Here is a 24,865-nt window from a genome sequence, read left to right as displayed (position 1 = left end):
AGCCACTGACGGCATCGCTTGAATGCGCGGCCGGAAGCCGACGGGACGTTTGCGAACCTGCCAACCCATGAGCTGGAAGATGCGCTGCACGGTGTTCTTATTGAACCCCAGCAGATACGCGACGGTACGGTAACCGAACGACGGCGACTCTTCGATCATCGCCTTGATCGGCTCCGCGAAGCGGGCCTGGACCTTCGGCTCTGCCTTGACTGGCCGGTAATACACGCTGCGACGCGGTACGTTAAACCACCGGCACAGCTTCGAGATCGAGACGGTAATGCCGTCAGCCTGCAGTCCCTGGCGGATCATCTCGATCACTTGTCGTCCTCGCCCAGCAGGGACTGCAATTTTTTTCTTGCGCGCAACTCCAGCATGGCTTCGCCGTACGCTTCCTGCAGGTCCTTGATCTGCCGCTCGTACTGATCTTTCAGGTCCAGCGGGTTGGCCCGCAGCGCATTCTCCATGCCGCGCTTGCCGTCATCCACCCAACCCTCGACCTCGGAGGGCGACAGGTCATAGGCGCGGCTGGCCTCTGCCACTGTCGTCTTGCCCTGAATGATGTCCAGCACCAACGCGCTCTTGCGCTTGGCCGTCCACCGCTTGATGTCTTCTTCCATCTTCGTGCTCATCGTCTTTTCTTCCATTGTGACGTGAGCAGGTTTTCACTGGGTCATTACACTTGCCCCCGAAGTCCACCATTCAACATGAAACATCCGGCGCCCTCGTAGGTCCCTCTCCATTGCGCTGTTTCCCGATCCGTCAAACGGCGATCGCCGCATCAGGATCAAGAAAACCTGGTCTTGATGCGGCGATCACGGTGTCTGCGTCATTAGCGACGATTACGCATCGCAACAAGTGCGTTCCCACTCAGTTCTGGCAGCTTGCGGGCAGATATGGGTACATCGATGACACGGAAACACCCGACCCGTACGTCGGAGTGTTCGGACCGTTAGCCGTCGCGCAGGTCCAAGTCACAGTGCCGTCGGCTTGGCCGGTACCAAACATGCCAAGATACGCATTGTCGATCTGACTGACTCCGGTATGGCCCAGGGTCAAGATCACGGAAGCGTTGGACCCCGAAACGTTGTAGTGAACCGCAGTGACATAAGCAGCATTGCTCGCCACTGCCTGCACGATGATCGGAGGCGAGGACTGCGACGGAAAGACACCGCCGTTTGACGTGTAAACCTCAGTGATCGACACCCGCGACGCATCCAGCATGGTCGTCGCCTCCGTCAACTTCGACTTGACCATGTAGTTGTTGTAAGCCGGCAGCGCAATCGCCGCCAGAATCCCAACAATCGCCACCACGATCATCAGCTCGATCAGCGTAAAACCGCCCGACCGACGCCATGTTCCCTTGCTGTGCTTGAAGCCCATGACCTCTCCCCAAAAAGGCATTTTGTTGTTGGAAGGCCACTGTGCACGGACCATGCCAAGGCACACACCATATTTCGGGGGAAAAACTGGCGCGCTTTGTCGAAACTTCTGGCGTAAATCTGACCGTTCTTGACAGAATTCCGGACAGAACCCGTCATCACCTACTTCCGAGGGGATTCGTTCGGACTAGGCCTGGCGCAACGTTCGCCGGCTCAGCCACCGGCCGACGCCCACGACCAGCAGCGCCCCAACGCACCCCACCACCACGTCCGCATACGGCACCGCGCGCTCGAACCACGCCGCATCGATCGGATCGGTGACCAGCATGTCGCCGGCGAGGTATCCAAGCAGTGCCGCCCCGAGCGTGATGATGACGGGAAAGCGCGCCATGACGCCCACCAGCAACGTGCTGCCAAATACGATCAACGGCACTGATAATCCAAGCCCCAGCACCAGCAGCAGAAACGTCGTGCCTGGCGGCCCCTTCTCGGCCGCGGCGGCCACGGCAACGACGTTATCGAGCGACATCACAAAGTCGGCGATGAGAATCGTTTGGATGGCAGGCCACAGGCCGTCGCGCTGATGGCGATCGGCGGCTTCGTCTTCGGCATCCGTGAGCAGCTTCACGCCGATGTAGACCAGCAGCACCGCGCCAATCGTTTTCAAATACGGCAAGGAAAGCAGCTTGACGGCCAGCGCGGTCAACACCACGCGCAGCACAATGGCGCCGGCGCTGCCCCAGAAAATGGCCTGCTTCTGCTGGCGCTTCGGCAGGTTGCGTGCGGCCAGCGCGATGACGACCGCGTTATCGCCCGACAGCACGATGTTGGTCAGGATGATGGAGCCGAGTGCGAACCAGAATGCGCTTGAGGTGAGCGCCATAGTGTTGTCGAGGATGTCCTTGGGGGTTGGCGGAAAGTGATTCGGTTTGCAGCCTCTCGCCCGCTTATACACATGTCGTGCCCGGATCGCATGCTGCATCGCGATCAAACAAAAACGGGAGCCGAAGCCCCCGTTCTCGCACAACCTCAAACCTTGTCGATTACAGCATCGCCTTGAGCAGCGCTGCCATTTCCGACGGGTTCTTGGTGGTCTTGATGCCGCACTCTTCCATGATGTCCAGCTTCGCTTGCGCGGTGTCGGCACCGCCCGAGATCAGCGCGCCGGCGTGGCCCATGCGCTTGCCCGGAGGCGCGGTCACCCCAGCGATGAAGCCCACCACCGGCTTCTTCATGTTGTCCTTGATCCAGTAAGCCGCGTTGGCTTCGTCCGGACCACCGATCTCACCGATCATGACCACGGCGTCCGTTTCCGGATCGTCGTTGAACATCTTCATCACGTCGATGTGCTTGAGGCCGTTGATCGGGTCGCCGCCGATGCCGACTGCCGACGATTGGCCCAGGCCCAGCGCGGTGAGCTGACCCACGGCTTCGTACGTCAGCGTGCCCGAGCGCGACACCACGCCGATGCGGCCCTTGCGGTGGATGTGGCCCGGCATGATGCCGATCTTGATTTCGTCCGGTGTGATCAGGCCCGGGCAGTTCGGGCCCAGCAGCAGCGTCTTGCTGCCGGCCTTACGCATCTTGTCCTTGACCATCATCATGTCGCGCACGGGGATGCCTTCAGTGATGCAAACCACCAGGTCCAGTTCGGCTTCGACAGCTTCCCAGATGGCGTCAGCGGCGCCTGCGGGCGGCACGTAGATCACCGACACGGTCGCGCCGGTCTGCGCCTTGGCGTCCTTGACGGTCGCGTAGATGGGAATGCCTTCGAAATCTTCGCCGGCCTTCTTCGGGTTCACGCCGGCGACGAAGCAGTTCTTGCCGTTGGCGTAGTCGCGGCAGCCGCGGGTGTGGAACTGGCCGGTCTTGCCGGTGATCCCCTGGGTAATGACCTTGGTATCTTTGTTGATCAGAATCGACATGCTGTAATCCTTGGTTGCAGCGAGCCGCGCCGTCGTACGGTTGGGTACTTCGAGGCGCCGCCCGCGTTCGCGTATGGTTGGGTCAGCGGGCGGCTTACTTGCCGGCGGCTGCGGCCACGACCTTCTCGGCGGCCTCTGCCATCGTGTCTGCGGCGATGATGGGCAGACCCGAGTCAGCCAGCATCTTCTTGCCGAGGTCCTCGTTGGTGCCCTTCATGCGCACGACCAGCGGCACCGACAGCGACACAGCCTTCGCCGCCGCGATCACGCCTTCGGCGATCACGTCGCAACGCATGATGCCGCCGAAGATGTTGACCAGGATGGCCTTCACGTCCGGGTTCTTCAGCATCAGCTTGAAGGCTTCGGTCACCTTCTCGGTGGTGGCACCGCCGCCCACGTCGAGGAAGTTGGCCGGCTCGCCGCCGAACAGCTTGATGGTGTCCATCGTCGCCATGGCCAGACCAGCGCCGTTCACCAGGCAGCCGATGTTGCCGTCGAGCGAGATGTAAGCCAGGTCAAACTTCGAGGCTTCGATTTCGGCCGGGTCTTCTTCATCCAGATCGCGGTAGGCGACGATTTCCGGGTGACGGAACAGTGCGTTCGAGTCGAAGTTGAACTTGGCGTCCAGCGCGATGACCTTGCCGTCGCCGGTCAGGATCAGCGGGTTGATTTCAGCTTGCGAAGCGTCGGTTTCCCAGAACGCCTTGTACAGGCCCTGCAGGGCTTGGCGGGCTTGCGCGATCGAAGCATCCGGCACGCCGATCTTGCGGGCGATATCGTCAGCCTGAGCGTCTTGCAGACCGGCTTGCGGATCGATCAGCAGCGTGTGGATCTTTTCCGGATGCGATTCGGCGACTTCTTCGATGTCCATGCCGCCTTCGCTCGAGGCCATCAGCGCCACTTGCTGCGACACACGGTCCACCACCAGCGACACGTACAGTTCCTTCTTGATGTCCGCGCCTTCTTCGATCAGCAGGCGCTTGACCAGCTTGCCTTCCGGACCGGTCTGGTGCGTCACCAGCGTCATGCCCAGGATGCTGCTGGCGTATTCCTTGACCTGCTCGATGCTCTTGGCAACCTTCACGCCGCCGCCCTTGCCACGGCCACCCGCATGAATCTGCGCCTTCACGACCCACACCGGGCCGCCCAGGGTTTCAGCAGCCTTGATGGCCTCGTCGACCGAGAAGGCCGGAATGCCGCGCGGAACCGGCACATTGTATTTGCGCAGGATTTCCTTGCCTTGGTACTCATGGATATTCATGCGTGTTTCCTTTGCTAGGCAGAGTGAGTGTGATGAGTATTGAAAACGCGAACAGCGCGGTGCCCTTCAGGACGAGGGCTCAGGCGACAGCTCGGTGGGTGGCGGTTGGATCTTGGCTTCGGGCTGGTATGCAAACCAGCGCGGGTAATGCTTGCGGACCACCTCGCCCTCCAGATGCAGGGCATGGCAGCCGTGGAGTTGGTACGGCGGCTTTTCGCCGGGCTCGATCGGTCGCAGGTCATTGGAGTTATCGCGCACCGGGAAGACGTCGCCCGCGAAGGCCTGGATGGCAGCGGTCGGCAGCACACCACAGAGCTCGGTCAGGTGCGTACAGCCCGCCACGCCACCAAGTCTCTCACGCGAGGCCTTTCGAAAACCCTTCATCAGGTTCAGGCCGATGAGCTTTCGGTAGGCCGGGCCAATCGTGTCGCAATGGGTGGGATACGGCACCCAGTCGGAACACGCTTCGGCATCCACGACGTTCATGCGGGTATCGATGGTCACGCGCAGCCACAGGTCATGCAGCGGCTCGCCTTCAGGGCGCACGCCACCGCTGGCCAGGGGGATATCGCGAGGTTTGATGTCGGTCAGGCGCGCTTCAATGTCCCACAGGCCGTCTTCCCGCAAATAGGCCTCGACCGTGATGGCACGGCGGTGGCGCATGGCGCGCGGGAGGGGAGCAGACAGAGGCATGGACCAGACAGACCGATAGGACCGATGGAGGCGGCGCACGCAGATCGCGTGCATCGCCTACGGGACGTATGCGGCAGCGCATCAGCCGCCACACACGAACACTACCGCCCTGCAACCGAAATTGAGGGCGATATCAAAGGCCAGGATTTTAACACGTCGTCACGACCGGACTGGTCGCGTGCTGCAATGCAGTGTGAAAGTGGTTGCAACGATCGCATGAGGCGCAACCCACGTAATCTGCACACAAGAGGATTGTCCGCCTGAATTGTTGCGAGATCGTCGATGTTCAGTCCGACATGTCGCCATCTTCCAGCAGCTCATCCGCCCCTGCGATGATGCGCGACACTACGGAACGGGAGAATCCGCGCGCCATCATGTATCGCACCTGCTTGGCCCGTTCGGCCAGGTCGGCCGGTGGGCGGCCGAAGCGTTTTTCCCACAGGGCTTTCGCCCGGACTGCTTCCGTGCTTTGCAGTTGCGCCTTGACCTCGCCCAGCGTCTCTTCGCCGAGCTGATGCGTTTTCAACTCCTGCATCAAGCGCGCTGTACCGTAGCGGCCCGCGCGGCGGTGCACCATGCTTTCGGCAAAACGCGTGTTGGAGAGCCAGTTTTCGCCCTCCAGCCAATCCAGCAGCGCGTCGACCTCCTCGGCGGACTCGGCGTGCGGGACCAACTTACGGCGCAATTCGACGCGGCTGTGCTCGCGCCGAGACAGATAGCCCAGCGCACGTGCCTTCAGCGATAACGGTTGACGTGGCAACGGCATGCGGATTTGACGTTCAAGAAGCGGGTTCCAAAGAAAAACGCCCACCGTTGGGGAACGGCAGGCGTATGAAGCTCGATAGAGCCATCGATCTGCGCCGACGGCCAACCCAATTACTCTTCTCCGACTTCCTCGGCCACTGCGACGGCGCCCATCGGCGTCACGCCCAGTTGCTCGCGGACCTTGTTCTCGATCTCACGGGCAAGGTCGGGGTTCTCGCGCAGGTATTCGCGGCAGTTGTCGCGGCCCTGGCCGATGCGTTCGCCGCCGTAGCTGTACCAGGCGCCAGACTTCTCGACCACCTTGGCTTCCACGCCCAGGTCGATGATCTCGCCCTCGCGCGATACGCCCTGACCGTAGAGGATGTCGAAGATGGCTTCGCGGAACGGCGGCGCCACCTTGTTCTTGACGACCTTGACCTTGGTTTCGTTGCCGACCACGTCGTCGCCCCGCTTGATTGAGCCGATACGGCGGATGTCCAGACGCACCGAAGCGTAGAACTTGAGCGCGTTACCGCCCGTGGTGGTTTCCGGCGAACCAAACATCACGCCGATCTTCATGCGGATCTGGTTGATGAAGATGACCATGCAATTGGTCTTCTTGATGGTGCCGGTCAGCTTGCGCAGCGCCTGGCTCATCAGACGGGCCTGCAGGCCGGGCAACGCATCGCCCATTTCGCCTTCAATTTCAGCCTTCGGTACCAGAGCGGCCACCGAGTCGATGACGATCAGATCAACCGAGCCCGAGCGCACCAGCGCGTCGGCAATTTCCAAAGCCTGTTCACCCGTGTCCGGCTGGGAGATCAGCAGGTCCGGGACACTTACGCCAATCTTATCGGCATAAGTGACGTCAAGCGCATGTTCTGCGTCGATGAAGGCGCAAGTGCCGCCCAGCTTCTGCATCTCGGCAACCACTTGCAGTGTCAGCGTGGTCTTGCCCGACGATTCCGGACCGTAGATTTCAATCACACGGCCGCGCGGCAGGCCACCAACGCCCAGCGCCACATCCAGCCCCAGCGAACCCGTCGACACGACCTGGACCGGCTCGACCTCGGCGTCACCCATCTTCATGATGGAGCCCTTGCCGAACTGCTTTTCGATCTGCGCGAGCGCGGCAGCCAGCGCCTTCTGCTTTTCTGCGCTCATCGTGGCTGCCTTCTTACCGTCTTCCATGGTCGTCCTTCGTGCAAATTGGTGTATAAATGGGCCGCAAGGGCTTGCGATTCCAGCGGTTGCCTGCAACAACGGGCCGATGGGTGATTGCCCCGACGCGACCCATTCCATGACTTTAGCGCCGCCAAGACTACAGCACCGCGAATTCGGAGTACTGTATAAAAAACCAGTGGTTTTGACAAGTCTCCAGAACAGATGTCGCGCGAAAACAATGTAGCGGGCGGGATGGGCAAGATATCTTGCCCGGCATCGCGGGGAGACACGCATGCGCATCCTGATTGCCGAAGACGACGCCACGCTGGCTGACGGGCTCACACGCTCGCTGCGCCAGGCGGGCTACGCCGTCGACCAAGCCTCCGATGGGGCGACTGCCGACGCGGCGCTGTCCGCGCAAACGGCCCAGACCTATGACCTGCTGATCCTCGACGTGGGACTGCCGCGTATGTCGGGGCTGGAGGTCCTCAAGCGCCTGCGCTCGCGCGGGGCCATGCTGCCGGTGCTGATCCTGACCGCCGCCGACAGCGTGGAAGAACGCGTCAAGGGGCTGGATCTTGGCGCCGACGATTACATGGCCAAACCGTTCGCGCTGTCCGAGCTGGAAGCGCGCGTGCGTGCGCTGGTGCGGCGCGGCACGGGCGGCGGCGCCACGCTCGTGCGCCATGGGCCGCTGGCATTCGACCAGGTCGGGCGCATTGCCTATATCCACGATCAGGTGGTGGAACTGTCGGCACGCGAGATCGGGCTGCTGGAGATTCTGCTGGCGCGCGTGGGCCGCCTGGTGTCGAAAGAGCAACTGGTCGACCATCTGTGCGGCTGGGGCGAAGAAGTCAGCAACAACGCCATCGAGGTCTACATCCACCGCCTGCGCAAGAAGATCGAAGTGGAAGGCATCCGCATCGCCACCGTGCGCGGGCTGGGCTATTGCCTGGAACGCACGGCCACCCCAACCACCACCGCCACCGCTGCCCATGGGTGATCGGCTGGCCTGGCCGTGGCGTCGGCATCGCGCATCGCTGCGCGAACGCACCGACGCGGTGCCCGGAGCCGACGGCCGCGATGGCCGCGATGGCGGCGGCGACCTCGCCGACACCCTCCCCCACCTCGAAGACGACGCCACGCGGCCCGCCGCCCGATCCCTCTTCGGCGAAATTCTGGACTGGATGCTTGCGCCGCTGCTGTTGCTGTGGCCGATGAGCATTGCGGTGACGTACCTGGTCGCCAAGTCGATTGCGAATGCGCCATATGACCGCGCACTGGAATCGAGCGCGATCGTGCTCAGCCAGCAACTGCGCGAGGTGAATGGGCGCGTGACGCTGCAACTGCCGATCTCGGCGCGCGAAATCCTGCGTGCGGACGAAACCGACAACATCTACTACCAGGTGCTCGGCACCAACGGCGAGTTTGTCTCCGGGGACCGCGACCTCCCGCTGCCGCCCGAAGAAGACGCCAACGCCGGCGGCCTCGTGCAACTGCGCGACGACCACATCCATGGCGCGGAGATCCGTGTTGCGTATACCTTCGTGCAGCGGCCGGGCTCCGGCGGCAAACCCGCGCTGGTGCAAGTGGCGGAGACGCTCGACAAGCGCGCACAACTCGCCAACGAAATCATCAAGGGCGTGATCCTGCCGCAGTTTGTGATCCTGCCGTTGGCGGTGATCCTGGTGTGGTTTGGCCTCACGCGCGGGCTGGCGCCGCTCAATGCGATTCAGGAACGCATCCGCGCTCGCAACCCGGGCGACACCAGCCCCATCGACGAAGGCGCGGCGCCGCAGGAGCTGACGCCGCTGGTGGCATCGTTCAATGATCTGCTCGGGCGGCTGGAGCAATCGGTGCACACGCAGAAGCGCTTCATTGCGGATGCCGCGCATCAGATGAAGACGCCGCTGGCCGGCCTGCGCATGCAGGCAGAGCTGGCACAGCGCGAGCAGTCGCCCGACGAGCTGCGCCGCACGCTCGCACATATCGCCGACAGCTCGGATCGCACCGCGCACCTCGTCAAGCAGTTGCTTTCGCTGGCACGCATGGAAAACATGGGCGCCACCGACGGTATGGTGCCGCTGGATATCTGCGCGCTGTCGCGCCGAGTGGTGGCCGACTGGCTGCCCAAGGCGTGGGCCAAGCAGATCGACCTCGGCTTCGAGGAGCCGGGGCCGCCCGTCACGATTTCGGGCAATGCGACGATGCTCGCCGAGATGCTCAACAACCTGCTCGACAACGCGATCCGCTACACACCCGACGGCGGACATGTCACCGTGCGCGTGACCACCGCACCGTTCGAGCCGTTCGTCTTCATCGACGTGGATGACACCGGCCCCGGCATCCCCGTGGCCGAGCGCGAACGCGTGATGCAGCGCTTCTACCGCATCCTCGGCACGCAAGCCGAGGGCAGCGGGCTGGGCCTGGCCATCGTGCGCGAGATCGTGCAGCAGCACGGCGGGGACATCGAGGTGCTCGACAACGTGTATCAAGTGTCGCCGCGGCTGGCGGGGGCGCGCTTTCGCATCACGCTGCACCGCTGCTCGCCGAGCGAGGAACCCAACGCATGAGCATCACGCCTGGAACGCCCGCGCGCCGGCGGTGGATCGCCAATATGCGCTGGATCGCGGCACTGCTCGCGGTGTGGTTTGTGGTGACGTTCGTGGTCGCGTTCTTTGCGCGCGACCTGTCGCAGCACTTCTTCAACTCGGACTGGACCTTCGCCTATTGGGTCGGCGCGCAGGGGGCGCCCATCGTCTATGTGCTGATTACCGTGCTGTATGCGTGGCGCACGAACCGTGCTGCAGATGCAGCCGCACAACACGACGAAGCGGCGCAGCGCGATGCGTCGGAGTCATCCCACCTGCCGCCGTCCATCTGACCTGGACGTTACGCTGCACCCAGATGGCGCAGCTTCACAAAGGCCAACGCGGCCATCACCGCGTCGTTGAGCGCGTCGTGCGCGTCCCACGTCGGCAAGTCCAGTTCCTTCATGACGGTGGCGAAGCGCAGGTCCAGATCGGGATCGCCCTGCTGCCGATATGGCGGCAGCAGGGCGAACTGATGGTCGTAGTACAAGGCGGACACTTCAATCTTGGGCTGCGGCAAGCCGATGCCAAGCATGGGCACCACCACCCGATTGAGCATCGCCACATCGAACTCAAGGTAATAGCCGACCAGCGGCCTACTGCCGATGAAGTGCAGCAATGTATGAACCGCCTGCTCGATCGATACACCGCTGTCCAGGTCGCGATTGCGCAGACGATGCACGCAGATGCTTTCCGGGCGCATCTCCCCTTGCGGTCTGATCAGCAACTCAAGGCGCTGGCTGGTCAGGATACGATTGCCGACAATACGGACGGCACCGATGGAGATGATCTCGTCGGTGCGTACGTCCAGGCCGGTGGTCTCGCAGTCAAGCGCAACCCACTCGTCCGGGGGCGGTACCTCAAACAGGAAGCGGAACGCCGGATCGCGCAACCTGCGCAGCAGGCGCCGCCTTTGCAGTGCCCGCAGCCAGTCGGAGAGCCTCCCGCTCATGACCACCCGCCCATGATCACATCCACTCGGTCCGCCAGCGCTGCCGCAGCAACGCCTTGAACCGCTTGACCGCGCTCAGTGCATCCTTGAGCAGATCTCGCTCCAGCGACGACAAGCGCGACAGATGCACGTCACACGACACCGGTTGATGCGCATCGATCTCCGCCAACCCGGCCTTGAGCCGCAGCGTCATCAGGAAGTGCAGGCTCTCGCTCAACTCGGCAGCCATGTGGGCGTCCAGAGCCTCGGCGCGCACCAGTGCATTAAGGCGCGGCACGGTGCCGGTCTCGTCGAGTATGTGATGGGCGAGCGCGAGGCTGCGCACGCCGTGGACAATCGGGAAGATGCCCTCCTTCTTCACGTCGAGCACCGGATCGGGATCGCCAAGCCCGAGCAGGCGATCGCGCCAGCCCGGCGCGGCACTGAAGGCTTCAACGGCTGCGGCGAAGCGGCCGAGTACGGCGTCATTGTCGATCGTCAGCTCCAGCAACGTCCGCCGCAGTTGCTTGAGCAAGGCGGCATCGCCGCACACCGCATGGGCATCGAAGAAGATGGCCAGATGCATCAAGCCCTCGGGGCTCGGCAGGATCAGCCATTCGCGAATGCGCCGCGCGAAGTCGCTCGCGGTCATGCACCACTCGGGCCGGCTGAGCATGATGCCGCCGGGGCAAGGCGGGTAGCCGAATGCGGCGAGCGCATCGGAGAAGCGCGTGACGATGCGCTGCAGGTCGGGGGGTGGCACGTAACCATCGCGCAGTACCAGCGCGTTGTCCTGATCGGTCTTGAGCAGTTGCTCGCCGCGCCCTTCGCTGCCCATGACGAACAGGCAACTGTTTTCAACGAGTTCGGGGGGCGCAATCATCTGCCAGGCGCGTTCAAACAGGCACGCGTTGATTTCGCGCACGAGACTGGCGACGTGGTCAATGCGCGAGCCGCCACGCGTGAGCAACGCGACCATCCGCGTAATCTGCGCTGCCACCTGGGCGAGCGCGTCCAAGTCCTGCGCCAGGTTGATCTGCACTGTCAGCAGATACGAGTGGTTGGCCAGGAAGCTGAACACATCCAGTGATTCGAGCAAACCGAGAATCTCATCTCCGCGCGTGACGACCAGCCGGTGAACGCGATGGCGCAGCATCAGCGTCAATGCGTCGCCGATCTGCGCAGAGGCTGGTACGGTGATGAGCGAGAATTGGCTCATCTGCCCAACCGGCAGACGATCCAGCGGAGTGCCTTGCAGGACGGCGCGCTGCAACGAACTGCGTGTGAAGATGCCCACGCGCGGCGGGCTGGCGGTGCCATCGCGCACGAGCACATTCGAGGTGTTCTGTGCCTGAAACAGCTTCACCACGGAGACTACGTCTGTGCCGGCATCAACGAAATGGGCAGGCCGGATGAAGGCATCGCTCACGTGCGAGACAGCCAGCGACTGCATCGTCTCCATGCTCTGCCGCTGAGCAATGGCGCTGAGCTTGCTGCCGAGATCGGAAAAAAGCAGCGCACCGAAGGTGGCGTTGGCGGCAATAAGGTCGCGCACCGCCTGACGTGCCACCTGATAAGCCACCACTTCTTCAGCAGCGACGAAGCGGCTGCTTGCCTTGCCGGCCACCAGCGCCCGGCCGTCAAAGCAATCGTCGGGGCCAAAGGTGGCGATCAGATCGTCGCCGTCATACTGGGCAACACGGCCTTTGATGATCACGAACAGGTGCAGCGGTGCGGCACCTGCATCGAGGATGGTCTGCCCTTCTGGGTAATAGCCGATGTCGACCGCATCGCGCACCAGGCGCTGCTCGTCCTGATTGAGGCAATCGAACGGCCAGACGGCGACGTTGAAAGCGCTGGGCATGGTTGCCTGAAGGCGGGCGATGCAATGCGTCACCCGCCTCCGGTCAGCGTGGGCAGTGGCCGATCAGTGGCCCGATGCGCCAGCCGCACCGAGGCCCGTTTCCGAGCGGACCTGCTGCGCGGCAAACGACGCCTTCTCGTTCTTGGCGCGAACGCTGCTGTCCAGCACCGAGAACAGCCACACGCCCACGAAGCCGATCGTCATCGAGAACAGCGCGGGCGACGTGTACGGGAACCACGCCGAGCCCTTCGGATAGCCGAGCGTGGCCTCCCACACCGACGGCGAAACGATCGTCAGACCCACCGACGAGATCAGCCCCAGGAACCCGCCGATAACCGCACCACGCGTGGTACAGCCCTTCCACAGCATCGAGAGGAACAACACCGGAAAGTTGGCCGATGCCGCCACCGCAAACGCCAGCGACACCATGAACGCGATGTTCTGCTTCTCGAAAGCGATGCCCAGCAGCACAGCGATCACGCCCAGCACCAGCGTGGTGATGCGCGAGACCTTCAGCTCGTCGGCGCTGTTGGCCTTGCCGTGCTTGAAGACCGTGGCGTAAAGATCATGCGACACCGCCGATGCACCCGACAGCGTGAGCCCTGCCACCACCGCCAGAATCGTGGCAAACGCCACGGCCGAGATGAAGCCGTAGAACACATCGCCGCCCACCGTCTTGGCCACCAGCACCGCAGCCATGTTGGCCGTGCCCGCGCCGCCCTTGATGACACCCTTGGCCACGTCGGACAGTTCGGGGTTCGTCAACACCAGCGTGATCGCACCAAAGCCGATGATGAAGATCAGGATGTAGAAGTAGCCGATCCAGGTGGTCGCCCAGAAGACCGATTTGCGCGCCTCCTTGGCATCCGGGACCGTGAAGAAACGCATCAGGATGTGCGGCAGACCGGCGGTGCCGAACATCAGCGCCATGCCGAACGAGATGGCCGAGATCGGGTCCTTGATGAAGCCACCCGGCGCCATCACCGACAGACCGATCTTGGCGGCCTCATCGGGCGATTTGCCGGCATTGGCTGCAATGGCGGTCTTGACCTGCACAGCCTTGGCGAACAACGCCTCCAGACTGAAACCGTACTGCGCCAGCACCATGATGGCCATGAACGTCACGCCGGCCAGCAGCATGCACGCCTTGATGATCTGCACCCAGGTGGTTGCGGTCATTCCGCCGAACAGCACGTAGACCATCATCAACGCGCCGACAATGACCACCGCGATCCAGTAATCCAGCCCGAACAGCAGTTTGATGAGCTGGCCTGCACCCACCATCTGAGCGATCAGATAGAACGCCACCACCACCAGCGTGCCAACCGCGGCAAAGCTGCGGATCGGGCCTTGCTCGAACCGGTAGCCTGCCACGTCTGCAAAGGTGAACTTGCCAAGGTTGCGCAGCCGCTCGGCCATCAGGAACGTGATGATCGGCCAGCCGACCAGAAAGCCGATGGAGTAGATCAGGCCGTCGTAGCCGGAGGTCATCACGGCCGCGGAAATACCGAGGAAGGACGCTGCCGACATGTAGTCGCCCGAAATGGCCAGGCCATTCTGGAAGCCGGTGATGCCGCCGCCCGCCGTGTAGAAATCGGCCGCGGACCGCGTACGCTTGGCCGCCCACTTCGTGATCCACAGCGTGCCGGCCACGAACAGAGCAAACAGAACGATGGCCGTGGTGTTGGTTTCCTGCTTGGCGGTCTGTCCGACATCGCCGCCGGCAGCCAGAGCCGCCCCGCAGGCGCCAGCGGCCAGTAGCGCCACCAGCAGGATCGAAAGCATCTTCTTCATTTGGCGACGTCCTTCAGGATGTCCTGCGTCAGTTGATCGTATTCGCTGTTGGCGCGGCGCACGTAGATGCCGGTAATGACGACGGTGAAGATGATGACCGCCATGCCGACGGGCATGCCCACGCTCATCACGCCTGTACCCACGGGCTTGGCGAGAAATGCCTTATCGAAGGCGATCAGCGCAATGTAGCCGTAGTACACGGCCAGCATCAGCACTGTCAGAACGAGGCCAAGCCTGTTGCGTCTCTGTTTGAGCTGCGCATATTTCGGATGCGCTTCGATTTTTCCTACCAATCCATCCTGCATCGCCTGTCTCCTGGTTTGCTCTTGGAATGTGTGCGGCGATTCTGGATAGCGAAACTGACTGAACTCTTACTCAGGCCGTCCGCGGCGGTTTACTGCGATAGTGGTTTTCCCTAGCGCCGCACAACAACGTAAGAAACGGTGCGCGACATCCAGCGGCAAATCGGCCGTGAAGCGACAGCCATCGCCCAAAACGACGTCGGTAACCGCCTGCCTCTTGTGCGTATGCACATTCGCAGAAGGTGCGCATGCCGTCTGGCACTGCATATACAAACGGGCGGTTGGATGATGCAGCGCACGCAGCCGGCAACGGCCGGATCAATGCGCCGCGCGCACCCAAGGGCTTGATTTCGTTGAAATCGTCACCGCCAATCGCGTGCATCGGAAGGCACATGCCCGTCAGAACGCCGTAAGTTTCGGCTTCCACAATCGGTGACACTTCCGCGGGCGAAAAGCGTTTGCGTTGTCATGTCGGTGCCCAGCGGGACGACCTACGAAAAAAAACAGGAGACAACATGGCAACCGTGCAGAGTGCACCGAACGCGCCCGTCGGGCGTGTGCAGCCCGCGCCCATGACGAGGGAGGAGAAGAAGGTCATCTTTGCCTCGTCGCTGGGGACGGTGTTCGAGTGGTACGACTTTTATCTTTACGGCTCGTTGGCGGCCATCATCGCCAAGCAGTTCTTCTCGGGCCTGGACCCCACGGCGGGTTTCATCTTTGCCCTGCTGGCCTTTGCCGCCGGCTTCCTGGTGCGCCCGTTCGGCGCGCTGGTGTTCGGCCGTCTGGGCGACATGATCGGGCGCAAGTACACGTTCCTGGTCACCATCGTCATCATGGGTACGTCGACGTTCATCGTCGGCCTGCTTCCGTCGTACGGCACGATTGGCGTTGCTGCGCCGGTCATCCTGATCGCGCTGCGCATGCTGCAAGGTCTGGCACTGGGCGGTGAGTACGGCGGCGCCGCCACGTATGTCGCCGAGCACGCCCCGCACGGCCGCCGCGGTGCCTACACATCGTGGATCCAGACGACGGCTACGTTGGGCCTGTTCCTCTCGCTGGTCGTCATCCTGGCCGTGCGCGAACTGACCGGCAAGGCGTTCGACGACTGGGGCTGGCGCATCCCGTTCCTGGTCTCGATCCTGCTGCTCGCCACGTCGGTGTACATCCGCCTGTCGATGAGCGAATCGCCCGCATTCCAGAAGATGAAGGCCGAAGGCAAGACCTCCAAGGCCCCGTTGACAGAAGCATTCGGCCAATGGCGCAACCTGAAGATCGTCATCCTGGCGCTGCTCGGCCTGACCGCCGGCCAGGCTGTGGTGTGGTACACGGGCCAGTTCTACGCACTGTTCTTCCTCACGCAGGTGCTGAAGGTCGACGCATTCACGGCCAACGTGCTGATTGCGGTGGCGCTTGCCATCGGCACGCCGTTCTTCGTGTTCTTCGGCTCGCTGTCGGACCGCATCGGTCGCAAGAAGATCATCATGGCCGGCTGCCTGCTGGCGGTGCTGACCTACTTCCCGCTGTTCAAGGCGCTCACGCACTACGCCAACCCGGCGCTGGAGCGCGCCCAGCAGACCGCGCAGATCACCATCACGGTCGATCCGAAGGAGTGCTCGTTCCAGGGCAGCCCGATCGCCCGCGAGGTGGACTTCCGCTCGTCGTGCGACATCGCCAAGCGTACGCTGGCGCAGGCGTCGGCCAGCTACGAGACGGTCGAAGGCCCGGCCGGCACGGTGGCCTCGGTGTCGATCGCGGGTAAGCAGATCAGCTCGCTCAACGCCACGCGCACGGCAGACGGCCAGAACTTCGACGCCGACAGCAAGGCCAAGATCGCCGACTTCAAGAAGCAGGTGAGCGAGTCGCTCAAGGCGGCCAACTACCCGGCCAAGGCCGATCCCGCCCAGATGAACACGATCATGGTGCTGGTGATCCTGGTGATCCTGGTGATCTACGTGACCATGGTCTACGGCCCGATCGCGGCGATGCTGGTGGAGATGTTCCCGACGCGCATCCGGTACTCGTCGATGTCGCTGCCGTATCACATCGGCAACGGCTGGTTCGGCGGCCTGCTGCCGACCATCTCGTTCGCCCTCGTGGCCCAGAACGGCAATATCTATCACGGTTTGTGGTACCCGATCTGGATCGCGGCCATCACCTTCGTGATCGGTGTGCTGTTCGTGCGCGAGACCAAGGATGTGGATATTTATCGCAACGACTGACGCAGGGGGTTGACATATTCGCCGAAGACGGTAGAATCCCGCTTCTTCGGCGAATTAGCTCAGTCGGTTAGAGCGACGGAATCATAATCCGCAGGTCCGGGGTTCGAGTCCCTGATTCGCCACCAAATGCTGTAAGCCCTTGATACTTCGCGAGAAGTTCAAGGGCTTTTTTCTTGTGGTGTCCCGGTCGGTGTCCCAGATACCCGACCATGCACAAAATCCCCCGCCTGACCTGCTCCCGTCATGGGGTCTACTACCTGCGCCTCACGCACGGCAAAACCGACACTCGTCGCTCTCTCGGCACAAAAGATTTCCAGCGGGCTAAACTGTCCGCTTTGTTACTGAACGTGCACGTTGAGATGAGCAAGTCGCGCCTTGATGCTGAGATGTTCCGTCACCTCGATATCGCGCTGCCGAACGGGGTCAAGCTCACGAATATCCAGCCCGAGGACAAGGGCATTCTGTTCGACATTCTGGACAAGCTCGGCGTGACAGGTGAACAGCTTGCCGCGATGCCGACTGCGGAAGTTGCCAGGTTGCTCGCTGGCCCAGAGCCCCAGCGCATGGAGCCACCGAAGCCGAAGAGTAAACCCCTCTCCGACGTCATTGCGCTCTACCTCGCTGAGAAGAAGCTCGACAACGTGGCGAAAACGCTGGAGGACAAGGAGCGCACCTTTGCCGAGTTCCAGGGGTTCTTCCAGGACAGCGATATCAACGCCTTTGATGCCGATACCGCAATCGCCTACAAGAACCGGCTGCTCGCCGCCAATGCGTCGGCCAGCCGAATCAATGCGAAGACCTCGTTCCTGAGGGATCTCTTCGCATACGCAATCAACAATAACCTGTACTTCACCACCAACCCGTTCGAGAAGGTCCGCGTCTCGAGCAAAACCAAGCTAAAACAACAAGTGGAATCCTATCGAGAATTCACGGACGACGATCTCAAGCTGATCTTCGCCGAGGCACCGTATCGGGAGTTCATGAACAAGCCCGACTATCACTGGTTGCCGCTGCTTGCCCTCTACACGGGTGCTCGGGTCGAGGAGCTGGCAAGCCTGTCGCTGAACCAGATCAAGAAGGATGGCGGTATTCACTACTTCGAGATCGAGAAAGCCAAGAACCTCAATTCGATCCGCAAAATCCCGCTACACCGGCAGATCGAAACCTCGGGATTCCTGGCCTACGTGGACAGCGTGCGCGCTCAAGGTGCGACGATGCTGTTTCCCCACCTGACAGCGGGCAAGAACGGCTACAGCAAGAATATGTCGCGCCGATTCGGGGCTTACCTCGACTCGCTGAAGATCAGCGATTCCCGCAAGGTGTTTCACTCGTTCCGCCACACGTTCATTACTCGTATGACGGAATTGAACGTCCACCCGGTGCTGGTCATGTCCATGGTGGGGCACTATGCGCAGGCGAAGGTGGATCTTTCTGCGCCGCACGTCGTCAATTATCAGCACGAGAAGCCGTTATCCGTTTTGAAGCAGACCATTGACCGGCTGGAATTCCCGATCAAGCATTTCTGGTAACGCTTCACCGCCCTGCCCCTCGGCAGCAGTTCCACTGACTGGAGATAACGCAGTCGGCAGAATATTACCGTTGTGCCCTGCCCGCTTTCGTGCCATGGATTTCGAGAACCGAATAAAAAAGGAAATGACCGAGGGCATCGTCAAGGCGATCCTCGAAGACGCGGGGTATCGCGTGATCGACTCGGGCATTGAGAAAGTCATTCGGGAGCTCTCCTGCATGTCCAGCTTCGAGTATGCGAAGCTGGCCTACCCGGATGCCATGAGCCGTCTGCCAGACTTCACCGTCATGACGAAGGACCAGGACGACAAATTCCTGGTCGAGGTGAAATACCGCAGCAAATGGGGAAAAGACCTGTTCGAGGAGATCAGGCCGCAGGTGGAAATTTTTGGCGAGCTCGTGCTCGTCTCGATCAACGCCGATCCCCCGAATCACAAGGGTCTGTACTATCCGTCGACTTATCTGCGGTGCTGCCGAGTCAGATACCAAGATGAGAAGTACAGCGTCCAACTGAAATATGAGGACGATCAAGTATGGCGGCATTACTGGAAGGCCGTCGATGAACTGAAAGAAGACAGCCTCTGGTGGGCGATGTCTCAGCTCGACAAGGTCTTTCCGCTGCTGAAAGACCGGAAACTGGATGCCCAGAACTCCCTCGACAGCGCAATCAAGGCGTTATCCGGGATTCTGAAATAAGGTCATGGTATCGCCGCTCTACACGTTCGAGGGCTTGCTAACTGCCGGCTCACATGCGGAGATCGCAGCCTTCATGGAACGCCATGCGGGCAACCTCGGCTATGGCCGATTCTTCTACTCGCCGCTGCTCGTCGCCGGTGATGCCCGGCACTTTTTCAAGGACGATCACAACGTCGTCGCAGCAGAAATGCTGTACACGAAAAATATCTTCTCGACCTACCCGGCCTCCTGGATACGCCGCTATCAGGAAGCCGGACATGTCGCCGCCGATCCTGTCGTCAAGCTAATCACGACCAGCAACCTCCCGATTCACTGGGATGCCGACGATTTGCAGGCAGCGCGGAGTCCCGTGTTTGATGAGGCCCGTGAGCACGGGCTGGCAACCGGTATCACGATACCGATCAACGGTTTCGACCACACTCGGGCTTTGTTTAGCGTGACGTCCGATCAGGCTCCAGAACGTTCGCAACGCCACACCGACGCGATATCCGGCCTCGCGGTACTGACTGCCCTGCATTTGCATGAAGCGGTACGGCGACTTGATGCGTCGATGTCCAACGCCCCGATCCCTTCGCTGACGTCACGCGAGAAAGAATGCCTGCAATGGGCAGCGGCGGGCAAAACCTCGTGGGAAATCGCACACATCCTCTCCGTTTCCGAACGGACGGTGATCTTCCATATCGGGAATGCGACGAAGAAGCTCGGTGCCACAAACCGTCGTCAGGCGGTGGCTCGTGCAATCAGTCTTCGCCTGATTGCTCCTTGAGCACCCTATAACTTCTTACAGCTACCTCCCCCGGGAGCTCGCCGCGACAATCTCCCCCAAATCAACACATTCTTCGGGGGAAGTCAGCATGCAACCAATCCGCTTACAGACCGGCGTCAGCTAGCAATTCGGACGGCTGGCAGCCGAGCGCCTGCGCAATGCGCAGGACGTTGAGCATCGTCACGTTGCGTTCCCCGCGTTCGATCTTACCCATATGAGAACGATCAATCTCGGCGAGGTCGGCTAATGCCTCCTGAGACAGTGGAATGGCCTTGCGCCGGGCACGCACTGCCGCGCCGATCAGCGCGAGCTGACCGTCCTTATCCGTTTTGAAAGAGACCCTTGGCATGACGGAATCGTCACGCTATGATCAGTTTACGGCCACGGTCTTTACGACCCATTTTAGAACACCAAGACTACTTGGCGCACCTTTAACCACACGTCCGTCATAGGCAACCAACCACATGAAAACGATTTTGGCCTACAAGAAACGCGCGCTCTCCCTCCAGAACATCGTTGCCCTCAGCACCGTTGCGATCGCCTTGGCGGCATGCGGTGGCGGCAGTGATGGAAGCGGCAGCAGCAATACGTCGACGTCAGGGGGCTCCACAACCACAACGCCGCAACAGGATGCCGTCAGCCAATCTTCAACCGCGCTTGTCGCTCAGACCGGTGCAACTGCCGTGCCCGGAACGACCTCCACTGCACAAGCCTTCGATCTCACGGCGGATATCGGCGACACGTGGCGTCTGGTGCTGAACCAGGACGGCTCATTCACGATCAAGGTGTTGTCGACGCAATACGGTCTGACCGACATCTCGGGCACCTATACCCAATCGACGAGCGGTAGCTTCACGACGTACACGGGCACCAGCACGAACGGCAGCTTCACACTCAAGCTGGACACGCGCACCCATATCATGGGCGGTAACGTTGTCCTCCGCACGCGCAGCTCCAGCGTTGCAGGCTCGGGCTATTCCGTTCCTGCCAACACGGCCACGCTGGCCGGCGACTACTTCTATATCGGCGCAACCCGCAATGCCAGCGATGGCGGCTCGCCGTCGTTCTTGGGCGGCACGTTCCGTGTAGCGGCCAACGGCACGGACGTCACGTGGTGCGACAGCGGCCTGATCAACGCATCGGGCACGTGCAATGCCGTTGCAGGTTCGAGCTCGCCGAGCCAGCAGTTCGCGTTCAAGCTGGTGAAGAACACCACCGATGGCCTGACGCACGTTCAAGGGAGCGGCTCGGATCTCGGCATTCTGAGCTTCCAGGCAGGTGACCGTGGCCCGGTGCTGGTTATCGACCGCTTTGGCTACAGCCAGTCGGCGACGCCGGTCCTGCGCACCGGGGTGATCTACGCAAGCAAGCAGCAGGTGCTCGCGGGCACCGAACTCAACGGTTCGTGGACGTGTACCGACCATGGCACAACCATCGGTACGGTGACGATCAACGGAACCACAGTGAAGACCGCAGACACCTCTGGTGTCTCCACGGCAGAAACGCTGTACTTCAACGACATCAGCACCAACACCGGGTTGGTTGCGGTCAATGGCGCTGCGACCTCGGTCGTGAATGGCCAAGCCCCCAGCTCAGGCGTGATCCTGCTGCCGCTGTCGTCCAGCATGTTTGTTGTCGAGCGCGACGCCGCACAGTCGGTCGCCACCTGCCGCTGATCGTTCAATAGCCATGCACGGGGTGCTGCGCATCCCGTGAGCCTCCCTCTTGAGATTGACCCTCCATGCGCCATTCATATCGCGCCGCCGTACTGGCGGCAGCCTGCACGATGCTCACCGCCTGCGCCGGATTGCCCCAGCAAATGGATCAGGTTGCCGATAACCTGCGACAGCTCGGCCAGAGTGTCTCCAGCCCCTTGGTCCCGAGCGGCCCTTCCGCATTCAGCCAGTCAGGACTGGCCAACGTATTCAAAGGAACCGACCCGGCCAGCAAATGGCCTCGCGTTGCGCTGACCATCGACAACATGCCGGCAGATGCGCAGAACAATTGGTTTGAATGGCGTGCCGCTCCGGTCCCCGCAGCAAGCGTTGCGGTCGCGCCCGCCAATTACTGCATCACGATCTCTGCCGTGGTCTGGAAGAGCGAAAAATCCTCGCAACGGTTCGACCACATTCCTTACTGCGGGCGTGATGCCAAGGTCCGCGACATCACCGACGACTACACCTTCACGCTGCTCGGGTGGGCACAGATGCCGAAGAACGGTGGAAAAAACACCGGAGCCTCAAGGACATTCGGGCCAAATCCGCCGCTGAAATCATTCCCGTCCCGGTCGATCATCATCGACACGGCGAACTCACGAGCAAGCTTCATGTTTGCCCATCTTCTGATGAGCATGGGGCTCGATTTGACTGTCGACTATCTCCACGAGAACCGCCTGTGGGTAGTCAGCACAGTTCAATAGCAGACAGCCGGACAACGCATGTCCGCATCGCAGCCGAAAAATCAGTTCATTGGAATGGCAGCATATGGAAAGCACGTTCAAACGCCAGTACGAAAAAGAAACTCTACCCGACGGCTCCATCAAGCTGACCTACAAAGGATCTCGTCATGGAGCGCACTTCAAGGCTGCCATGTTGGTCTTCAACACGGGGATCGTGTTCTTCGGCTGGCTCATCAGTTTCCTCGTCATTGGCGCAATTGCGAAAGACTTCACAGTCGGCATGGTGGCGGGCATCCTCCTTATGGGCGGCGTCGTGTTCCTGTACAAGAAGCTGTTCAGCAAAACGACGAGTATCACCGTCAAGCCGGAGGGCATCATCTTCAACAAGCGCGGCAAGACGGTTTTTGGCGGAGGAGAAGGTCGCCTCGCCTTCCGTGATGTTTCCGGCTTCGGTATCGCTACGGAAACTGCCTCGCGGAATGTCGAATACACCGAAAGCTCGTATATCTATGCCAATGCAGGAGGACAACAGATACCCGGATATGTCGCGTCAGATACGCTGACGCTTCGCGCTAGCGTTGATTTGACGAAGCTTGGCCTGCGCAAGCTGCTGCAACAAGCGGTTCTTCTGCGCAATCAGTTTGGACACGCGCTCTTCGGCCTTTCTGCGCTGTTCGGGTGTCTTGGCATGGTTCACGTCGGCGGTAGCTGCACTGATATCGGATTCAATCTCGCCCAACGCACCCTCGACTTCATGGACTGTATTCATGGCCACATATTCGCTGAGATCGCTCTTGCTGGATTGGTATGCCTGATCACGCAGATGTCGGATGCGGCCGGCAACGGCACCACGATGGGCTGGTGTGAATACAGGACGCTCCGCACGGATTTGGCGTGCAACGGATAGGGAATTGGACACGATGCGCTTGATGGCATTCAGTTCTAGGTGCATGGTTTTGGTCTCCTTGTAGTTATGGGGTGTTGATGGGCGATGTCGCATTGGACTTGGGCGTAACGCGACTCTGGCCTTATGAGCACGCAGTTGCCTGGGTTGCAGATACGCCGCCGCGAAAAACTGTTTACGTTCGGCAACGAGTTCGGCGAGCACGCTCTTGTGCTGGCGGTACTCGGTATCTGTCAGCTTGGCAGGTGGCGGACGGCGGTATTGTTCCAGCAGTTGCGCATAGTCGGTATCGGCTCGATATAGCGGCCCGCGCATGCGCTTGGCCTTCTGACTGTCGGGAAACTTGACCGAGATGTAATCGGCCCCCTTGCGGGTGATGGTCACGCCGAACTGCTCTTCGAGGTGCTGGCAAAGCTGATCGCGGTTCGTGATCTCGCCGCGACGAATGGAGCGGGCAAGATGCTTGTGCAGATGCAGCTTGTTGCTGCGGTCTCGCTGCCCCTCTGGCACCTTGCGCTCGAAATCCGACAACGCCAGCTTCAATGGATCGGGGATGACTTGGTCATAACCGAACTCATGATTCGTGACCTTGGTGAACGCATCGTAGAGTGCGATATTGCGGGGGCCAGGCGGATGAATCGATAGTCGGCGTCCCGTAGTCAGCTCAAGGCTGGGCACCACGAAATGGATCTCGGTGTTGCCCTTGTCTCGATGCAGAACAAACAGACTGTTGTAGTGGCGCGCATCAAGACCAGGGCAGACAGTCTCCTTGAACCGGCCGATGATGTTCATGATCTGCTCGTGGCTGGGCTGCTCTTGATCGCGGAAGGCGATGGCACCGGACACGTACTTGTGCTTGCGCGTTATGGTGTTGATCGCGGCAATCGTCAGATCAGGGCTGCCGCTCAGCACTTCAGGATCGACGGAACGCTTCTGCCCGGCATGGTCGGTGTCATTCAACAGGTAGCGGACTGGAGACTCGCCACCCGAGGTTCCGCTTTTGAAGATGCGCACGATCATGCATCACCTGCTGGCTTGCTGTCCTGCCTGGCCTCCTTCCAGATGTCCTCGGCTATCTCGTGGACCTGGAGCACGTAATAGAGCATGTCGTCGTCAGGCTGACGGCCACCGACGATCTGATCCGCGATTTCTCGGACATGATCGGCAATGCGATTGATGGCTTGTAGCCATTGCAATTGCAACTGATAGTCGGCGGTGGGTGGCAAAGCTCGACCGGTATGCAACCCGGTTTCACGAAGATACTGTGCGAGATTGGTATAGCCTGATGTCAATGCAAGCGCTTCCAGTTGCGCGCGCTCAATGGAGGTCACGCGCAGTTCGATACGCTGCTTGCGTCGTTGCTCGGCGATGGTCTGATTGGTGTTTGATGATGTGGCAGGTACGGCCTGCTCGAATTGTTGTTCCATGACGGCTCCTTGTTCTTGTTTTTATTGGGCCGAGGCGACACGTGTCGCGCAGCGATGCGCTTTCTCAAGGGGACTGGGGCGAGCCCCAGAATATCCTGACCGCGTTATACGGCGCCAGGTTAACCTTGCTTGTGTTTTGCTCTTCAGCTTTGTCTACCTTACCGCAAAGCCGATAGATAGCAAGGTCGTTTGGATAGACGGCCAATTTGACGGATAAACGGAGACACGCATCGTGGGTACGTCTCGAGATTGAGGCAAGTGTGTGAATCTTCCCTCATCT

General features: G+C 61.0%; 25 protein-coding genes, 1 tRNA gene and 1 pseudogene. 10 read left to right on the top strand and 17 right to left on the bottom strand.

All coding sequences use genetic code 11. The annotated features are described in order from the left end of the window. The 9 genes and pseudogenes from CFE42_RS22885 to recA form a co-directional block, all read right to left on the bottom strand. Positions 1-309, bottom strand: a pseudogene (locus CFE42_RS22885) (IS3 family transposase); the annotation flags it as partial. 5 nt (positions 310-314) lie between these two features. After that, entirely contained in the window at positions 315-629 is a 315-nt protein-coding gene (locus CFE42_RS22880; RefSeq protein WP_004637757.1) for a DUF1153 domain-containing protein, read from the bottom strand. 238 nt (positions 630-867) lie between these two features. Further along, the gene (locus CFE42_RS22875) at positions 868-1,380 is read right to left on the bottom strand and encodes a pilin (protein WP_004635390.1); all 513 of its coding nucleotides are present in this window, start codon (positions 1,378-1,380) and stop codon (positions 868-870) included. 186 nt (positions 1,381-1,566) lie between these two features. Further along, the gene (locus CFE42_RS22870; protein ID WP_037044874.1) at positions 1,567-2,262 is read right to left on the bottom strand and encodes a TerC family protein; all 696 of its coding nucleotides are present in this window, start codon (positions 2,260-2,262) and stop codon (positions 1,567-1,569) included. A 160-nt stretch (positions 2,263-2,422) separates the two neighbouring features. Further along, positions 2,423-3,304 carry a succinate--CoA ligase subunit alpha gene (sucD, locus tag CFE42_RS22865; RefSeq protein WP_004635394.1) on the bottom strand — a complete coding sequence of 294 codons (882 nt, stop codon included), beginning with the start codon at positions 3,302-3,304 and terminating at the stop codon, positions 2,423-2,425. A 94-nt stretch (positions 3,305-3,398) separates the two neighbouring features. Further along, positions 3,399-4,565 carry an ADP-forming succinate--CoA ligase subunit beta gene (gene sucC, locus CFE42_RS22860; RefSeq protein WP_004635396.1) on the bottom strand — a complete coding sequence of 389 codons (1,167 nt, stop codon included), beginning with the start codon at positions 4,563-4,565 and terminating at the stop codon, positions 3,399-3,401. Between the two features lie 66 nt (positions 4,566-4,631). Further along, the gene (locus tag CFE42_RS22855; RefSeq protein ID WP_004635399.1) at positions 4,632-5,258 is read right to left on the bottom strand and encodes a DUF2889 domain-containing protein; all 627 of its coding nucleotides are present in this window, start codon (positions 5,256-5,258) and stop codon (positions 4,632-4,634) included. 286 nt (positions 5,259-5,544) lie between these two features. Beyond that, positions 5,545-6,024, bottom strand: a complete 480-nt coding sequence (recX, locus tag CFE42_RS22850; protein ID WP_004635401.1) for a recombination regulator RecX — start codon at positions 6,022-6,024, stop codon at positions 5,545-5,547. 110 nt (positions 6,025-6,134) lie between these two features. After that, on the bottom strand, positions 6,135-7,193 hold the full coding sequence (recA, locus tag CFE42_RS22845) for a recombinase RecA (protein WP_004635402.1): 1,059 nt from the start codon (positions 7,191-7,193) through the stop codon (positions 6,135-6,137). Between the two features lie 265 nt (positions 7,194-7,458). Here recA and CFE42_RS22840 point away from each other — a divergent pair, with 265 nt between their 5' ends. From CFE42_RS22840 to CFE42_RS22830, 3 genes are read left to right on the top strand one after another with little or no spacing between them, the layout of a single operon-like run. Beyond that, positions 7,459-8,169, top strand: coding sequence for a response regulator transcription factor (locus CFE42_RS22840; RefSeq protein WP_004635405.1), 711 nt, complete (start codon positions 7,459-7,461; stop codon positions 8,167-8,169). Continuing rightward, positions 8,162-9,739: a sensor histidine kinase gene (locus CFE42_RS22835; RefSeq protein ID WP_004635407.1), complete on the top strand. Its 1,578-nt coding sequence runs from the start codon at positions 8,162-8,164 to the stop codon at positions 9,737-9,739. Before CFE42_RS22840 ends, CFE42_RS22835 begins: the two co-directional genes overlap by 8 nt. Continuing rightward, a complete protein-coding gene (locus CFE42_RS22830; RefSeq protein WP_004635409.1) occupies positions 9,736-10,050 on the top strand; it encodes a sodium/substrate symporter small subunit in 315 nt (104 codons plus the stop codon). Before CFE42_RS22835 ends, CFE42_RS22830 begins: the two co-directional genes overlap by 4 nt. A gap of 8 nt (positions 10,051-10,058) precedes the next feature. On the opposite strand, the gene CFE42_RS22825 is transcribed toward CFE42_RS22830, so the two are convergent. The 4 genes from CFE42_RS22825 to CFE42_RS22810 all read right to left on the bottom strand — a co-directional run bounded on the left by CFE42_RS22825 (position 10,059) and on the right by CFE42_RS22810 (position 14,651). Next, complete coding sequence (locus tag CFE42_RS22825) at positions 10,059-10,709, bottom strand: 3'-5' exonuclease (RefSeq protein ID WP_004635412.1); 651 nt, start codon at positions 10,707-10,709, stop codon at positions 10,059-10,061. Between the two features lie 16 nt (positions 10,710-10,725). Next, positions 10,726-12,552: a DUF294 nucleotidyltransferase-like domain-containing protein gene (locus CFE42_RS22820; protein ID WP_004635413.1), complete on the bottom strand. Its 1,827-nt coding sequence runs from the start codon at positions 12,550-12,552 to the stop codon at positions 10,726-10,728. A 63-nt stretch (positions 12,553-12,615) separates the two neighbouring features. Beyond that, entirely contained in the window at positions 12,616-14,346 is a 1,731-nt protein-coding gene (locus CFE42_RS22815) for a cation acetate symporter (RefSeq protein ID WP_004635416.1), read from the bottom strand. After that, the gene (locus CFE42_RS22810; protein ID WP_004635419.1) at positions 14,343-14,651 is read right to left on the bottom strand and encodes a DUF485 domain-containing protein; all 309 of its coding nucleotides are present in this window, start codon (positions 14,649-14,651) and stop codon (positions 14,343-14,345) included. Before CFE42_RS22810 ends, CFE42_RS22815 begins: the two co-directional genes overlap by 4 nt. 512 nt (positions 14,652-15,163) lie before the next feature. On the opposite strand from CFE42_RS22810, the gene CFE42_RS22805 reads away from it, so the two are divergent. The 5 genes from CFE42_RS22805 (at position 15,164) to CFE42_RS22785 (ending at position 19,856) form a co-directional block, all read left to right on the top strand. After that, positions 15,164-16,867: an MFS transporter gene (locus CFE42_RS22805; RefSeq protein ID WP_004635420.1), complete on the top strand. Its 1,704-nt coding sequence runs from the start codon at positions 15,164-15,166 to the stop codon at positions 16,865-16,867. Positions 16,868-16,915: 48 nt separating this feature from the next. After that, positions 16,916-16,992 (top strand) — tRNA-Met (locus tag CFE42_RS22800). Positions 16,993-17,076: 84 nt separating this feature from the next. Then, positions 17,077-18,396: a site-specific integrase gene (locus CFE42_RS22795; RefSeq protein WP_004635423.1), complete on the top strand. Its 1,320-nt coding sequence runs from the start codon at positions 17,077-17,079 to the stop codon at positions 18,394-18,396. A gap of 94 nt (positions 18,397-18,490) precedes the next feature. Next, the gene (locus CFE42_RS22790; protein WP_004635424.1) at positions 18,491-19,090 is read left to right on the top strand and encodes a hypothetical protein; all 600 of its coding nucleotides are present in this window, start codon (positions 18,491-18,493) and stop codon (positions 19,088-19,090) included. Between the two features lie 4 nt (positions 19,091-19,094). Further along, entirely contained in the window at positions 19,095-19,856 is a 762-nt protein-coding gene (locus CFE42_RS22785) for an autoinducer binding domain-containing protein (RefSeq protein WP_004635427.1), read from the top strand. Between the two features lie 103 nt (positions 19,857-19,959). Here CFE42_RS22785 and CFE42_RS22780 read toward each other — a convergent pair whose 3' ends face one another. After that, complete coding sequence (locus tag CFE42_RS22780) at positions 19,960-20,205, bottom strand: helix-turn-helix transcriptional regulator (protein WP_004635428.1); 246 nt, start codon at positions 20,203-20,205, stop codon at positions 19,960-19,962. Between the two features lie 115 nt (positions 20,206-20,320). Between CFE42_RS22780 and CFE42_RS22775 the strand changes: the two genes are divergently transcribed. Together CFE42_RS22775 and CFE42_RS22770 are read left to right on the top strand one after the other, a co-directional pair. Beyond that, complete coding sequence (locus tag CFE42_RS22775; protein ID WP_004635430.1) at positions 20,321-21,532, top strand: hypothetical protein; 1,212 nt, start codon at positions 20,321-20,323, stop codon at positions 21,530-21,532. A gap of 65 nt (positions 21,533-21,597) precedes the next feature. Beyond that, a complete protein-coding gene (locus tag CFE42_RS22770) occupies positions 21,598-22,275 on the top strand; it encodes a hypothetical protein (protein ID WP_004635431.1) in 678 nt (225 codons plus the stop codon). A 103-nt stretch (positions 22,276-22,378) separates the two neighbouring features. On the opposite strand, the gene CFE42_RS22765 is transcribed toward CFE42_RS22770, so the two are convergent. From CFE42_RS22765 to CFE42_RS22755, 3 genes are read right to left on the bottom strand one after another with little or no spacing between them, the layout of a single operon-like run. Further along, on the bottom strand, positions 22,379-22,783 hold the full coding sequence (locus tag CFE42_RS22765; RefSeq protein WP_152458859.1) for a hypothetical protein: 405 nt from the start codon (positions 22,781-22,783) through the stop codon (positions 22,379-22,381). A 21-nt stretch (positions 22,784-22,804) separates the two neighbouring features. Next, the gene (locus CFE42_RS22760; protein WP_004635436.1) at positions 22,805-24,178 is read right to left on the bottom strand and encodes a relaxase/mobilization nuclease domain-containing protein; all 1,374 of its coding nucleotides are present in this window, start codon (positions 24,176-24,178) and stop codon (positions 22,805-22,807) included. Continuing rightward, positions 24,175-24,585 carry a hypothetical protein gene (locus CFE42_RS22755; RefSeq protein ID WP_004635437.1) on the bottom strand — a complete coding sequence of 137 codons (411 nt, stop codon included), beginning with the start codon at positions 24,583-24,585 and terminating at the stop codon, positions 24,175-24,177. The genes CFE42_RS22760 and CFE42_RS22755 overlap by 4 nt, the downstream gene beginning before the upstream one ends. Positions 24,586-24,865 lie beyond the last annotated feature (280 nt).

Origin of the sequence: Ralstonia sp. PBBBR1, assembly GCF_002256165.1 — a bacterium.
GTDB classification, from domain to species: domain Bacteria; phylum Pseudomonadota; class Gammaproteobacteria; order Burkholderiales; family Burkholderiaceae; genus Ralstonia; species Ralstonia thomasii.
This window is presented reverse-complemented; position numbering and strand designations above follow the sequence as displayed.

Coding starts and splice junctions, on each gene's coding strand:
- sucC (WP_004635396.1), bottom strand. CDS start 4,565: ATGAATATCCATGAGTACCAAGGCAAGGAAATCCTGCGCAAATACAAT.
- CFE42_RS22770 (WP_004635431.1), top strand. CDS start 21,598: ATGCGCCATTCATATCGCGCCGCCGTACTGGCGGCAGCCTGCACGATG.
- CFE42_RS22785 (WP_004635427.1), top strand. CDS start 19,095: ATGGTATCGCCGCTCTACACGTTCGAGGGCTTGCTAACTGCCGGCTCA.
- recA (WP_004635402.1), bottom strand. CDS start 7,193: ATGGAAGACGGTAAGAAGGCAGCCACGATGAGCGCAGAAAAGCAGAAG.
- CFE42_RS22775 (WP_004635430.1), top strand. CDS start 20,321: ATGAAAACGATTTTGGCCTACAAGAAACGCGCGCTCTCCCTCCAGAAC.
- recX (WP_004635401.1), bottom strand. CDS start 6,024: ATGCCGTTGCCACGTCAACCGTTATCGCTGAAGGCACGTGCGCTGGGC.
- sucD (WP_004635394.1), bottom strand. CDS start 3,304: ATGTCGATTCTGATCAACAAAGATACCAAGGTCATTACCCAGGGGATC.
- CFE42_RS22760 (WP_004635436.1), bottom strand. CDS start 24,178: ATGATCGTGCGCATCTTCAAAAGCGGAACCTCGGGTGGCGAGTCTCCA.
- CFE42_RS22795 (WP_004635423.1), top strand. CDS start 17,077: ATGCACAAAATCCCCCGCCTGACCTGCTCCCGTCATGGGGTCTACTAC.
- CFE42_RS22810 (WP_004635419.1), bottom strand. CDS start 14,651: ATGCAGGATGGATTGGTAGGAAAAATCGAAGCGCATCCGAAATATGCG.
- CFE42_RS22840 (WP_004635405.1), top strand. CDS start 7,459: ATGCGCATCCTGATTGCCGAAGACGACGCCACGCTGGCTGACGGGCTC.
- CFE42_RS22855 (WP_004635399.1), bottom strand. CDS start 5,258: ATGCCTCTGTCTGCTCCCCTCCCGCGCGCCATGCGCCACCGCCGTGCC.
- CFE42_RS22755 (WP_004635437.1), bottom strand. CDS start 24,585: ATGGAACAACAATTCGAGCAGGCCGTACCTGCCACATCATCAAACACC.
- CFE42_RS22830 (WP_004635409.1), top strand. CDS start 9,736: ATGAGCATCACGCCTGGAACGCCCGCGCGCCGGCGGTGGATCGCCAAT.
- CFE42_RS22780 (WP_004635428.1), bottom strand. CDS start 20,205: ATGCCAAGGGTCTCTTTCAAAACGGATAAGGACGGTCAGCTCGCGCTG.
- CFE42_RS22815 (WP_004635416.1), bottom strand. CDS start 14,346: ATGAAGAAGATGCTTTCGATCCTGCTGGTGGCGCTACTGGCCGCTGGC.
- CFE42_RS22805 (WP_004635420.1), top strand. CDS start 15,164: ATGGCAACCGTGCAGAGTGCACCGAACGCGCCCGTCGGGCGTGTGCAG.
- CFE42_RS22835 (WP_004635407.1), top strand. CDS start 8,162: ATGGGTGATCGGCTGGCCTGGCCGTGGCGTCGGCATCGCGCATCGCTG.
- CFE42_RS22790 (WP_004635424.1), top strand. CDS start 18,491: ATGGATTTCGAGAACCGAATAAAAAAGGAAATGACCGAGGGCATCGTC.
- CFE42_RS22820 (WP_004635413.1), bottom strand. CDS start 12,552: ATGCCCAGCGCTTTCAACGTCGCCGTCTGGCCGTTCGATTGCCTCAAT.
- CFE42_RS22870 (WP_037044874.1), bottom strand. CDS start 2,262: ATGGCGCTCACCTCAAGCGCATTCTGGTTCGCACTCGGCTCCATCATC.
- CFE42_RS22880 (WP_004637757.1), bottom strand. CDS start 629: ATGAGCACGAAGATGGAAGAAGACATCAAGCGGTGGACGGCCAAGCGC.
- CFE42_RS22875 (WP_004635390.1), bottom strand. CDS start 1,380: ATGGGCTTCAAGCACAGCAAGGGAACATGGCGTCGGTCGGGCGGTTTT.
- CFE42_RS22825 (WP_004635412.1), bottom strand. CDS start 10,709: ATGAGCGGGAGGCTCTCCGACTGGCTGCGGGCACTGCAAAGGCGGCGC.